This is a genomic window from Paenibacillus sp. HWE-109 (genome assembly GCF_022163125.1).
In the GTDB taxonomy this organism is placed as follows: Bacteria; Bacillota; Bacilli; order Paenibacillales; family NBRC-103111; genus Paenibacillus_E.
The window spans coordinates 3,740,600-3,754,643 of sequence record NZ_CP091881.1 but is presented as its reverse complement, the minus strand read 5'-3'; the positions used below and the strand labels follow the sequence as shown (position 1 = coordinate 3,754,643).

Below are 14,044 nucleotides of genomic sequence, written 5' to 3'. Positions count from 1 at the left end.
CTAAGAAGAGACTGATCTATCAGGGCGGCGAAGCCGTTTTTCTTATTTAACTTTTAAGTGAAACAGGAGGCTTATTGTGCAAACACAACATACACAATCTAATCTGGATTTCGTTCTGGATGAACATACAGGTCAAGTAACTATAACTGGGCACAGGGCTGCCAATCGCGATCTGGTGTTTTTGAGCTATGCGCTCATTCAGCGAGGCGAGGCTGATCGTGCCTTGCCGCTGCTTCGGTTGTTGCAAAGCAGATCAGGTCAAAAGGAAGATCGAGATCATGTTCTACCGACAGATGCTGCGCTCGTTCTATGGGTGGTTGGAGAATATGTGAAGGCGACGGATGATCTGGCTTTTAAAGCGGAACTGGGCAGTTATGCGGCGGCAACGACGCTTTATTTGGAGGCGAACTGGCAGAGGCCGCAGACTCATTGGCTCAAGGATGAAAGCGAGGGTATTTATTTAAGCCACCTGGCCATATATTTCGCTGCGCTGCAAGTCAATGTTCAGAACGGCATTGGTGAACGTGGCGTGCGTCTGCTCAAAGCGATTCGTGAACGCCTGTTTGCCAGCATGATTAAAGACGGACGAGTAATCAGTCAATTGGGGGATACCGCAATTCATGGCGATATTGTCACTGCAGCTATTCCATTCGGATTACTGGGCATTGAAGATCGAATATTAATTGAAGCGTTGTACGAATTGGAAGAGACGTTAGTTGAACAAGGCGTGAGATTTAAAGTAGGCGACACGTCATACGGCGGTTGTGAGCGACCGGATCTGACCTGTTTGCTCGCTTGGTACTACGCCAAGAAAGGGGATACCGTAAGGGCCAAGGAACTGCTTGCGCACGTAGAGAACTTACTTGATAAGATGGGGTGGCTGCCTGAAGTGGATATCGCCACAGCCAAGGAGTCTTTGCTTCTGACGCATTCACTAGAACGCTATGGTGAGCCTGATGTAAGCGTCTGGAGCTCTATCTTGGTGACACTTACGCAGGCTTCGCTGCTTTCTGGCAAGTCCAACAAGGAGGAACTGGACAGTGTTCGTTTGATTCATCAACCAACGGGTTACGATGATCCGTATGTCATCTTGCCTTATGAGCGTTTTCCCCGGGAACCCCAAGCGGGGGATACGGTGATTGTGCGATTGCTGACTCAGCCTTTTCAGGCGAGTCAGATCGTATCTGTGCAGGCTGCCGTGAATGGCGTTCCGGCAGCTGAGGCCGTTCCCGCCGTCATGAAAGTGATGGATGGCGGAGAAAAGGTCTGGGAAGCGCAGTTGGGCCCATACCTCGCAGGTGACGAGGTGAGCTATGCTTTCGCGCTTCAACAGGGAGGCAAGTCGCAGCGATCGGCGACTTACAGCTTTCACGTGCGGGCTTGGGTGCCGCTGGCGCACGTCCGTGCATTGGAGACGACGGAGGACGGCTTCGTCGCCTTGTTGGCCTACGGCGCGGAGGCTTCGCGCACCGCTGCCTTGACGTTCCGCGCCGACGCGAGCGGCGCTGTGCAGGTGACGTTCGCCGCAGATGGCGAACCGGCGAATGGTCAGCCGGCGCAGCAGGCGGCTGTTGCGGTTGGGCGCGCACGGCTGGAAGCCAGCGTGCGCGAGGGCAAGCTGGCGCTGGTGCTGCGCAGCGCAGAGAGCGAGCTCATGGAGGGCTTCGCCGCCGAAGGGAAGCCTCTCGTTGAGGCGCTGATCGACGGCGCGGGCTTGCTCCATAAGCTGCGGCTGAACTTCCGGACGAAGCCGGAGCATCGTTGGTTCGGGATGGGGGAGCGCTTCTCTCACTACGAATACTCAGGTCAAGAAGTGGACCAATATGTGTACAATCAGTACCGGGATCAAGGTTTGAAAACGTACATGCCGGTTCCGTTTGCGATATCCTCCGGCGGGTATGCTCTCTTCGTGGATACGCCGCTTTACTCGACATTCCGTTTTCATACACGGCTATCTGATTTGGTTGAAGTGGAAGTCGATGTATCAAGCGCCACGCAGCAAGTCGTGGCTTACCTATTTGCCGATGAACCGCTGGCTATGGTTGGGCAATTTACACAGCTATCCGGAAGGCCGATGCTGCCGCCAAAATGGTCATTTGGCCCTTGGATGTCCAGCAATAACTGGGACTCTCAAGCTGAGGTTCTGAAGCAAGCGGAGCTGACCGCCCGATATCAAATTCCGTCTACGGTGCTTGTTATTGAGCAATGGAGTGACGAGGCGACCTTTTATATTTTCAACGATGCGCAGTACGAGGTCAAAGATGGCAGTGAGCCTTTCCGCTATGACGATTTCGAGTTTCCGGAGTGGGGGCGTTGGCCGAGCCCCAAAACGATGGTTGATGAGCTGCATAACCAGGGCTTGAAAGTGCTGTTATGGCAAATTCCGATCCACAAACATATGTATGGTGTTGCGCATGCTCAGCGCGATCAGGATGAAATAACCCTCCTGAAACAAGGGTATGAGGTAAAGACAGCAGCAGGTGAAGCATACACATTACCGTACAACTGGTTTAAGGATAGTCATATTATCGACTTTACGAACCCGGAAGCGTCGAAGTGGTGGTTTGATAAACGCCAGTATCTTGCAGAAGAAATCGGTGTGGATGGCTTCAAAACCGATGGCGGTGAATTTGTTTTCGGTCATGATTTGCAGTTTTTTGACGGTTCGACGGGCCGTGAAATGCGCAATTTATATCCCAATTTGTATGTGGGCAGCTACTACGATTTCATTGGGAAATATGCCCGGGATGGCGGCATTACATTCAGTCGAGCGGGCTACACGGGCGCGCAGCGGTACCCCTTGCATTGGGCTGGAGATGAGCGTTCAACCTTCGAGGCCTTCAGATCCTCTATGATCGCCGGTCTATCCAGCAGTATGTCGGGGATTCCGTTCTGGGGTTGGGATTTGGGCGGCTTTCATGGAGATATTCCGACGGCAGAGCTGTTTGTGAGATCCACGCAAATGGCTGCGTTTTGCCCAGTGATGCAGTATCATGCCGAGACCAAGGGGGAGTTCAACCAAGACAGGACGCCTTGGAACATCGCAGAACGTACGGGGCAGCCGCTCGTGATCGATTTGTATAAGAAATACGCCGATATTCGGATGAATCTCTTGCCGTATATTTACGAGCAGGCGATCCGTACCAGCCGAACTGGACTACCGATGATGCGGGCAATGTCGCTGCAATATCCTGCGGATCCGCATTGTACAGAGCTGATCAGCCAGTACATGTTTGGCGAAAGTTTGCTGGTGGCTCCTGTCATGGAAGAAGGACATTTCTCCAAGGAGGTTTATTTTCCTGAGGGGATGTGGCTTTCCCTGCAAGAGCAGGAAGAGATTCAGGGGGCATGTTTGTTGAAAGTAGCTGCTCCTCTAGCGAACATTCCTGTATATCAGAAGCAAAATAGTGTGATTGCCCTTCATTTGGGGGACGATTATTCGCTGGGCGATCATGTCGGCAATCGGGTTGATCGCTATGAGCATTTGTGTTTGCGAATTTATGTGACTTCAGAACTGGAAACGGAGTTCGAGGATGACTTGGGTAACCATTTGGTTATGACGGCGAAGCGCGATCATGCTAAGGTTCAGCTGCAATGGTCCGGCCAAATTAATCAAGCGGTTACGTTCATGCTGTACCAACCGGATGGGGTATCACATGTGACGTCATCTGGAACTGAGTTATCCACAGTGGATAATGTCGAACAATTAAAGCCGGGACAGTATGTCTTTTTCCGTAAAGATGTGGTCATTGCGACGGAGGAATCGGCAGGAAGTCTGGTGATAGAAGGGTGATTCTATTCGGTTTTCCTCACTGTGGTGATTTCTCGGAGTCCTATCATGCTTGGAGCAGCGAATTGCCTGCGAGCATAAGATTCCATGGTGTGGAGCTGCTGCAAACCGGATTGTCCATGCGTGAGGTGTACTCTGCCCGCTGGGAACAAGCGCTGGAAGAAGCTGTGCTATCCATTAACAAGCAGTTGGTGCCTAATGAAGAATATGTCTTCGTAGGCCATTGCTGGGGGAGTTTACTTGCCTTTGAGGTTAGCCATCGCTTAAGGGGGGCTGGTTTGAGGGAACCGAGCCACTTGTTTCTGTCTGGATGCAGCGCTCCGCATCTGCTGCGAACCCGCAGTGAAGCAGGCGGGCTTCATAAGGAGGATTTTGGCTGCCAGCCTATGGGGGAATATCGTCCGCCGGTCGATCGTGAGCAGCTTCGTTCGAGAATAAGTGTGTTCACTGGGAATAAGGATGAACATGCGATGATTGATCAACTATCGGAGTGGAGTCGTTATACGTCCAAAATCTGCGACGTGCATGTCTGTGAAGGGAATCATGCCTTCTGGCAAGCAGATGCTATCCGGTGGCTGCAGGTAACCCAAACGATTGTGGAAAGAGAATACATGGCATAAAGAATCGGCGGTTCCAAGCATGGAGACTCGGAACCGCTATACACGTGAAAGGGGTGATGCCTGGAGCTGCGCATAGATGACGAGTAGGCAAGTCGGTTGGTGACTCATCGTGGTGCCCGTTCAGAGGAACAAAATTTGAGTGCGAAAGGGGAAAAAATTATGCATGTAAGAAAGCTGCCTGCACTGATGCGATTTGGATTTTCGTTTTTGCTTTGTTTTTTCTTGGTCGTCCCGTCGATCTACGCTATCGATGGTGTGTATCATGCTCCGTATGGTATTGATGATTTGTATGAGATTCAGGCTACGGAACGAAGTCCAAGGGATCCTGTCGCAGGTGATACGGTTTATATCAAAATAACGACTTGGCCTATTGAATCCGGACAGAGCGTGTGGGTAACCTGGACCAAAAATAGTGTCAGTCAAACGGCGGTCGGAGCGGCATATAAATACAACAGCGGCAACAATACGTATTGGGAGGCCAATCTCGGCAGTTTTGCCAAAGGGGATGTGATCAGCTATACCGTTCATGGCAACAAGGATGGCGCGAATGAAAAGACCAATGGCCCCTATACGTTCACTGTGACTGGCTGGGAGTCGGTCAGCAGTGTAAGCTCGATCACGAACAATACGAATCGTGTTGTGCTGAATGCAGTTGCAAATACAGGCACAATGACGCCTAAGATCAATCTTTCCTTTGCAGCGGATGATGTGCTGCGAGTGCAGGTTTCACCGACGGGTACCGGCACTCTAAACACTGGTCTTAGCAACTATACGGTTTCAGATACGGTCTCAACGACTTGGCTTACAACGTCCAAATTGAAGGTGAAGGTGGATAAGAATCCATTCAAGCTTAGTGTGTATAAACCGGATGGGACTACGCTGATTGCCCGTCAGTATGACAGCACCACGAATCGCAACATTGCTTGGCTGACCAATGGCAGCACCGTCATCAACAAGCTGGAAGATCATTTTTATTCCCCGGCAGCCGAGGAGTTTTTCGGCTTTGGCGAGCACTACAACAACTTTCGCAAACGGGGTACGGATGTAGACACCTATGTATACAATCAATACAAAAATCAGAATGACCGAACGTACATGGCGATTCCTTTTATGCTTAACAGCAGTGGTTATGGCATCTTCGTTAATTCAACGTATTACTCCAAATTCCGCTTGGCTACAGAACGAACCGATATGTTCAGCTTTACAGCTGATACAGGGGGCAGCGCAGCCTCTACACTGGATTATTATTTCATTTACGGAAATGATTTGAATAATGTGGTAGGCAACTATGCCAATATTACAGGCAAGCCGACGGCATTGCCGAAATGGGCTTTCGGTTTATGGATGTCAGCCAATGAATGGGATCGTCAGTCCAAGGTGTCGACAGCCATTACCAATGCGAATACCAACAATATTCCTGCAACGGCTGTGGTTCTTGAACAATGGAGTGATGAGAACACATTTTACATTTTTAATGATGCAACATATACACCTAAGACGGGCAGCGCTGCGCATGCCTACACGGATTTCACGTTCAATGGCAAATGGACGGATCCTAAAGCCATGGCCGACAACGTGCATAATAATGGGATGAAGCTTGTGTTATGGCAGGTTCCGATCCAGAAATGGACGGCATCTGCTTACACCCAGAAAGATAATGACGAGGCTTACATGATAGCTCAAAATTATGCTGTAGGCAACGGCAGCGGAGGCCAATACCGGATACCGGCTGGACAGTGGTTCGAGAATAGCTTGCTGCTTGATTTCACGAATACAACGGCCAAAAACTGGTGGATGTCCAAGCGTGCCTATCTGTTTGACGGCGTTGGCATTGATGGCTTCAAAACGGATGGCGGTGAAATGGTGTGGGGCCGTTCGAATACGTTTTCCAATGGTAAAAAAGGCGATGAAATGCGCAATCAATACCCGAATGAGTATGTAAAAGCGTATAACGAATATGCTCGTTCGAAGAAAAGCAATGCCGTCTCGTTCAGTCGTTCCGGTACACAAGGCGCTCAAGCGAATCAGATTTTCTGGTCCGGTGACCAAGAGTCGACGTTTGGCGCTTTCCAGCAAGCTGTCAATGCGGGACTTACCGCCAGTATGTCAGGTGTTCCTTACTGGAGCTGGGATATGGCCGGCTTCACGGGCTCCTATCCATCGGCTGAATTGTACAAACGGGCAACTGAAATGGCTGCATTTGCTCCAATCATGCAGTTCCATTCGGAATCGAATGGCAGCTCAGGCATTAACGAAGAGCGTTCGCCATGGAACGCCCAAGCGCGTACGGGCGATAACACGATCATTAACCATTTTGCCAAATATACGAATACCCGGATGAATCTGCTGCCTTACATTTATAGTGAGGCGAAGAAAGCAAGCGATACCGGTGTGCCGATGATGCGCGCGATGGTGCTTGACAATCCGACGGATACGAACACTTACGGATTAAATCAGCAGTATATGTTTGGCAGTAATTTACTCGTCGCGCCTGTGCTGAATCAAGGTGAAACGAACAAGAGCATTTATCTTCCCCAAGGCGACTGGGTTGATTTCTGGTTCGGTGCGCAGCGTCCAGGCGGACGGACGATCAGCTACTATGCAGGAGTCGATGATCTTCCTGTCTTTGTGAAGTCAGGCAGCATACTTCCGCTCAATTTGAATGCGCAATATCAGCTTGGCGGGACGATTGGGAACAGTTTGACGAGTTATACGAATCTGGCCTTCCGCATTTATCCGCTAGGGACAACAACGTATGACTGGAACGATGACATTGGCGGTTCCGTGAAAACAATTACTTCTACCGAACAATATGGGTTGAATAAAGAAACGGTGTCAGTCCCTGCTATTAACTCCACCAAAACCTTGCAGGTGTTCACAACCAAACCGTCCTCTGTTGCGGTTGGCGGATCTGCGATGACGGAATACAGCACTTTATCCGCCTTAATTGGCGCCTCGACAGGATGGTACTATGACACCGTTCAGAAATTCACGTATGTAAAACTTGGGGCAAGTGCTTCAGCTCAATCTGTTGTGCTGAATGGCGTGAATAAAGTAGAGTATGAAGCTGAGTTTGCTGCACTTACCAGCGTAACTACGAATACGAATCATACGGGTTACACGGGCACTGGATTTGTGGATGGCTTTGAGACGGTGGGAGACAATGTTTCCTTTGATGTTTCTGTTAAAGCCGCAGGCACCTATACGTTGAAGGTTCGCTATTCCTCGGGGGCTGGCAATGGGTCCCGCGCCATCTATGTCAATAACACCAAAGTAACGGACCTTGCTTTACCGCTGACAACGAACTGGGATACCTGGGGAACGGCAACGGTTAACGTAACATTAACTGCTGGTCTCAACACAGTGAAAGTTAGTTATGATAGCACAAACACACTTGGTATTAATCTCGATCACATAGCTATCGTAGAGCACTAAAAGCTGGGAGGGCTCGGCCCTCCCTTATTTCCTTAGCGAAAGGGAGTATCTATGATGAAGTTGTTAACTAAAAATGTTTCGCGAGTTTTGGTTTTATTCACGGCCTGTACCCTTGTAGTCTCAACTCCCCTTGTACTTCCAGGTTCTCCTGCTCATGCCTATGTCAGCAGCCTTGGCAATCTTGTGAGTTCGAGTGTGACTGGAGATACTCTGACGCTCACAGTTGATAATGGCGCTGAGCCTAACGATGATCTTCTGGTGATACAGGCTGTGCAAAGCGGTATTTTGAAGGTGGATTATCGGCCGAATGGCGTAGCGTCAAGCGCTAAAACGCCGATGCTGGATCCGAATAAAACGTGGTCTTCCGTAGGCGCTACGATTAACACGGCGACAAATCCAATGACAATTACGACCTCAACGATGAAGATCGAGATTACGAAAAGCCCTGTGCGGATGACGGTGAAAAAGGCCGATGGCACAACCTTATTCTGGGAACCATCAGGCGGCGGGGTATTCTCTGACGGTGTGCGCTTCGTCCATAATACGGCAGACAATATGTACGGTATTCGAAGTTTCAACGCGTTCGACAACGGCGGGGATTTGCTGCGGAATACCTCCTCCGAACCTGCGCATGCCGGCGAGCAAGGCGATTCCGGCGGGCCGCTGATTTGGAGCACAGCTGGCTATGGCTTATTGGTTGATAGTGATGGCGGGTATCCGTACACGGATAGTGCAACGGGAAAAATGGAATTTTATTATGGCGGTACCCCTGTAGAAGGGCGCCGGTATTCGAAGCAAAATGTTGAGTATTACATTATGCTTGGCTCCCCTAAGGAAGTAATGAGCAGCGTAGCAGAGATAACGGGCAAACCGCCGATGCTGCCCAAGTGGTCGCTTGGCTTCATGAACTTCGAATGGGATACGAATCAAACGGAAGTTACGAACAATGTGGACACGTATCGCGCCAAAAATATACCGATCGATGCTTACGCTTTCGATTATGACTGGAAAAAATATGGAGAAACAAATTATGGCGAATTTGCTTGGAATACCACCAATTTCCCTTCAGCCTCTACGACAGCATTGAAGTCGACGATGGATGCCAAAGGCGTCAAAATGATCGGCATCACGAAGCCGCGGATCGTCACGAAAGACGCTTCTGCAGCTGCGACCACCCAAGGAACTGACGCGACAAATGGCGGGTACTTCTACCCGGGACACAGCGAATATCAGGACTATTTCATCCCTGTCACCGTGCGCAGCATCGACCCTTATAATGCCAGTGAGCGCAGCTGGTTTTGGAATCATTCCAAAGATGCCCTTGATAAGGGGATAGCCGGGTGGTGGAATGATGAGACAGACAAAGTGTCCTCTGGCGGCGCATCGTATTGGTTTGGCAACTTTACCACAGGTCATATGTCTCAGACGATGTACGAAGGGCAACGGGCGTACACAAGCGGAGCACAACGGGTTTGGCAAACCGCAAGAACCTTCTATCCCGGAGCGCAGCGTTATGCGACAACCCTTTGGTCTGGTGATATCGGCATTCAGTACAACAAAGGGGAGCGAATCAGCTGGGCTGCAGGGATGAAAGAACAGCGTGCGGTCATGCTGTCTTCGATCAATAACGGGCAAGTGAAATGGGGGATGGACACCGGCGGCTTCAATCAGCAGGATGGTACGACCAATAATCCGAACCCGGATTTGTATGCGCGTTGGATGCAGTTCAGTGCGCTAACCCCGGTCTTCCGTGTACATGGGAACAATCATCAGCAGCGTCAGCCGTGGTATTTCGGATCGACGGCAGAGGAAGCCTCCAAAGAGGCGATCCAGCTTCGCTATTCGTTGATCCCCTATATGTATGCCTACGAAAGAAGTGCTTACGAGAATGGAAATGGGCTTGTTCAGCCCTTGATGCAAGCCTATCCGACCGACACGACTGCGAAGAATTATACAGATGCCTGGATGTTCGGTGATTGGCTGTTGGCGGCTCCTGTTGTGGATAAACAACAGACGAGCAAAGACATTTATTTGCCGGCAGGGACTTGGATCGACTATGCAAGAGGCATTACGTATACAGGCGGTCAGACGATTCAATATCCCGTGAACCCGGAAACGTTAACAGACATGCCGCTGTTTATTAAAAAAGGAGCAATCATCCCTACCCAAAAAGTGCAGGATTATGTGGGCCAAAGCGCTGTCACATCTGTGGATGTGGATGTTTTCGCGAGCTCAACACCATCGAGTTTCACCTACTACGATGACGATGGAGCCAGCTACAACTACGAGAGCGGCACTTATTTCAAGCAAAATATGACAGCGCAAGATAATGGTTCAGGCTCGCAAAGCTTCACACTAGGAGCGAAAAGCGGAAGTTTCACACCAGCGCTGCAGTCCTACGTCGTTAAGCTTCATGGTTCAGCGGCTACTTCTGTAACGAACAACAGCAGCGCAATGACCTCCTATGCGAGTTTGCAGGCTTTGAAAGCTGCCGCTGGTGAAGGGTGGGCGACAGGCAAGGATGTTTATGGCGATGTGACCTATGTGAAGGTGGCAGCAGGCTCCGCTTCTGCCAAAGCGATTGCCATCGCGGGTACGGCGGCAGTTGGCGCATCTTCCGTCCAATATGAAGCGGAGGATGCCTCGCTTTCCGGCACCACCGTTGCTGCCAAAGCAACCGTGAATACGAATCATACCGGATATACAGGTACAGGATTTGTAGATGGATTGGGGAATGCAGGTGCAGGCGTAACTTTCTATCCTAAGGTGAAAACGGGTGGCGACTACAATGTTGCTCTTCGTTATGCCAATGCATCAGGAACGGCGAAGTCTGTCAGTATTTTCGTGAATGGGAAAAGAGTGAAGTCCACTTCGCTGAACAGTTTGGCGAATTGGGATACGTGGGCGACGCAGTCGGAGACACTGCCATTGACAGCAGGCGTGAATATTGTCACGTACAAATACTATAGTGACGCAGGCGACACAGGGAATGTCAACTTAGATAATATCACGGTTCCTTTCACCCCGGTGGTCGGCAAATATGAGGCGGAGAGCGCAGAGATTTCTGGCGGCGCAGCGCTGAATGCAAATCATTGGAACTACAGTGGCACCTCATTTGTTGATGGTATTAGCGCAGTTGGCGGACTGGTGAAATATAACGTCAATGTTCCGAACGCTGGAAGCTATCAGGTTGCCCTGCGCTATGCGAATGGCAATAGTGTGACCAAAACAGTAAGTACCTACGTGAATGGAACTAAATTAGGTCAGACCAGCTTTACTAGTCCCGGAGGCAACTGGAATGTCTGGCAGGACAATGTCCAAACGGTAACTTTGAATGCGGGAGCCAATACGATTGCCTTTAAATATGATTCAGGCGACAGTGGAAATATCAATCTGGATCGGCTGCTCCTTTCAACGGCTGCAGCGGGGACGCCTGTATCTGAGTTGAATCTGTTGGATAATCCTGATTTTGAACGCGACACAAGCCTGAGCCACAATTGGGTAGAGTGGCATCCAAGCACCCAGGCTGTTGCTTATGGCATTGACAGCGGTTCGACGACGAACCCGCCGGAATCACCTTGGTCAGGCGATAAGCGAGCTTACTTCTTCGCGGCTGGCGCTTATCAACAGAGTCTGCATCAAACTATAGCAGTCCCAGTCAACAACGTGAAGTACAAAGTTGAAGCTTGGGTCCGCATGAAAAATACGACACCAACGACAGCGCGCATGGAAGTGCAAAATTATGGCGGATCGGCGATTTATGCGAATATCAGCAACAGCGGTGTGTGGAAGTATATCAGTGTCAGCGATGTAATGGTGACCAATGGGCAGATCGATGTTGGTTTTTATGTGGATTCACCTGGCGGTACCACGCTGCATCTGGACGATGTGCGCGTCACGAAGCAATAACCAAAAAACCAGCACGCCCTTTTTAGGGGGCGTGCTGGTTTTTGTTAGGGTTTAACACTGCTGGCTCGCGCGGAGATAGTGTGCGTCACAACGCCGATAATAGAGCAACTTTTCCGTCCTAACCGTTAATGGGAACTACGATCCTCTATTTTGCCGAAAATCAAACAAATAGCTATTCAAACGGAACTACAATCCCTTATTTGCCAATTTTGGCCTTTGAAGCCTGCCTATTGTGGCAAATAGCGCCCTGTAGTTCCGTTTCACTTTAAATCCAACGCTCTCTTGCTCGAATAGCGTATCCTAGTTCCCTTTCGGCTGTCTAGCGGTTCCTACTGTTTTAAACGCTCAGCAACGATTGCTGAACCTCTTGCACAATCGCGAGCGCCGCGCTGCGTGCGCTGGAGAAGGCGCGTTCCGCAAGCTCGCCTTTGCCCGTGCAGCCGTCGCCGCAGAAATAGAAAGGCACATTTTCCACGCGGATCGGCAAAAGGTTGTTCGTAGCAATGTTTTTCACACTGGAAACCATCGCTTTCTTCGAAACCCGTTTAACCGCTGTCACATCGCGCCAGCCTGGGTAATGCTTATCGAACAAGGCTTCCATTTGCGTATTCTTTTCTTCCAAATAAGCTTTGCGCTGCTCATCGCTGTCGAATTTATCGCTTAAGTAGGCAATCCCTTGCAGCAATTGACCGCCTTCCGGTACCAAAGTGTGGTCCGTAGCCGATACATCGCTGATGAATAATTTATTGTCCATATCACTGATGTAGCTGAATGGTCTGGCGACAACGCGGCTTAAGCCGACGTCATAAACCATAACTTCGGTTGCGGTATTGGCTTCATAAGGAGCAAGGAAGGGCTCCCACGCCGTACCTTTTAATAATTTGACCACCTGCTGCACCGGCATAGCGAAAATTACTTTGTCGAAGGCCGTTTCCTGATTCTTGGTCTGCAAAATAAATTTGCGATCAGCATAGCGCAGACTCTCAACGCCTTCTTGAAGGGCAATATTCCATTTTCCTGTAGATGTGATTTTTTGTTTTAATTGATTGGTGATGACAGCCCAGCTGCCAAGCACGTAATTTACCGGTTTGGAGGAGAGGAACAGGTTATGATAATACTCGCTGATGACAGCTCCGGAGACGTTTCTGGCATCCTCAGGCGTAATGAAGAAGTTGGAGCAGACGAGGTGTTCCCACAGTTCTTTCACGTCTTCATCTGCATTGGAATCGGCCAAGTAATCCGCTAAAGTCGCATAATTTTTTAAATTATGAATATTTGCGATGATCGCCGCGATTTCACCCACGAACCTTACTTTTTGCGCTGTGCTGAGCAGATCGGTTTTGAGCAGGTTGATCGCATCAAGCGGAGCGGGTGTCAATTGATTATGTTTGGCGTAAAATACTTTGCGTTTATCCACTTGCTTGGAAGAAAAGGAGAGACCGAGTTCGCGTTCCATATTGGTTAAGGTATGTCGGTCTATGCCATAGATGGCATGCGCGCCGTAATTCAGAGTGAAGCCTGCCTTCTCATACGTAAATGCACGGCCTCCAAGCTGCGGGCTGCGCTCGAATAAGATACCTTCAATATTAGGGTTCTCCGATAGATAAGCTGCTGCGGTCAGTCCAGCTAGACCTCCGCCGATAATCGCTATTTTCATTTTGTGCTCCTCCTTGGGGGCTGGTTCTACTTGAAGTGGGGCATTGGGTGCTTCGGATCTAAGGCCTACCCATATCCAAGCTAAATTATTGGTCATCATGGCGAGCAGATCGGCATGCTCTTGGTTGCACCAAGTTCGAAGCGTGCCTATATACATGCATACGAGCAGATCGATTTTAAGCGGATCAGGCAGCCAGTGCAGCAAACTGTCCGAGAGGACGTTTAATTGGTGTTGTTCAGCCATTTGTACGGTTTCATTTTGTAAAGAAATAGCTTGCAGGCTGCGAATCAGCCTTGGTGATGATTGAATGTTAGACGCTAAGTCTAAAAACAAACGATTGATATGTCCTTCAAGCGACTGAACCTTTGAGGGCGGCTGTTTCACCCAATTCTGAATTAACTCGATTTGCTTGCTGTAGATGGCGGAAATGATGGCATCTTTACTTTTGAAATAATGGTAAAAAGTTCCCTTCGACGTCCGGGTAGCGGCAATTATGTCGTCTACGGATACATTTTCATATCCTTTGTCCATGAACATCGTTAAAGCGACTTCCATCATGACATCTCGCTTTTTGCGGGTAGTGGCTCTCATGAATTGACTCAGACGGCTCACTCCGTTCCCAATCATCGATTT

Annotated in this window: 5 protein-coding genes; 4 read left to right on the top strand and 1 reads right to left on the bottom strand. The window is 49.7% G+C overall.

Going from position 1 to position 14,044, the window contains the following annotated elements; all coding sequences use genetic code 11:
- The first annotated feature begins 76 nt into the window (after positions 1-76).
- From LOZ80_RS15985 to LOZ80_RS15970, 4 genes are all read left to right on the top strand, one after another.
- Positions 77-3,793 (top strand): glycoside hydrolase family 31 protein, encoded by a 3,717-nt coding sequence (locus tag LOZ80_RS15985; protein WP_238172311.1) that lies wholly within the window; start codon positions 77-79, stop codon positions 3,791-3,793.
- A complete protein-coding gene (locus tag LOZ80_RS15980) occupies positions 3,790-4,410 on the top strand; it encodes a thioesterase II family protein (protein ID WP_238172310.1) in 621 nt (206 codons plus the stop codon). Before LOZ80_RS15985 ends, LOZ80_RS15980 begins: the two co-directional genes overlap by 4 nt.
- 159 nt (positions 4,411-4,569) lie before the next feature.
- Positions 4,570-7,845 carry a TIM-barrel domain-containing protein gene (locus tag LOZ80_RS15975; protein ID WP_238172309.1) on the top strand — a complete coding sequence of 1,092 codons (3,276 nt, stop codon included), beginning with the start codon at positions 4,570-4,572 and terminating at the stop codon, positions 7,843-7,845.
- 51 nt (positions 7,846-7,896) lie between these two features.
- The gene (locus LOZ80_RS15970; protein WP_238172308.1) at positions 7,897-11,754 is read left to right on the top strand and encodes a TIM-barrel domain-containing protein; all 3,858 of its coding nucleotides are present in this window, start codon (positions 7,897-7,899) and stop codon (positions 11,752-11,754) included.
- Between the two features lie 337 nt (positions 11,755-12,091).
- Here the strand turns inward: LOZ80_RS15970 and LOZ80_RS15965 are convergent, their stop codons facing one another.
- Complete coding sequence (locus tag LOZ80_RS15965; protein ID WP_238172307.1) at positions 12,092-14,002, bottom strand: FAD-dependent oxidoreductase; 1,911 nt, start codon at positions 14,000-14,002, stop codon at positions 12,092-12,094.
- Between the last annotated feature and the right edge of the window lie 42 nt (positions 14,003-14,044).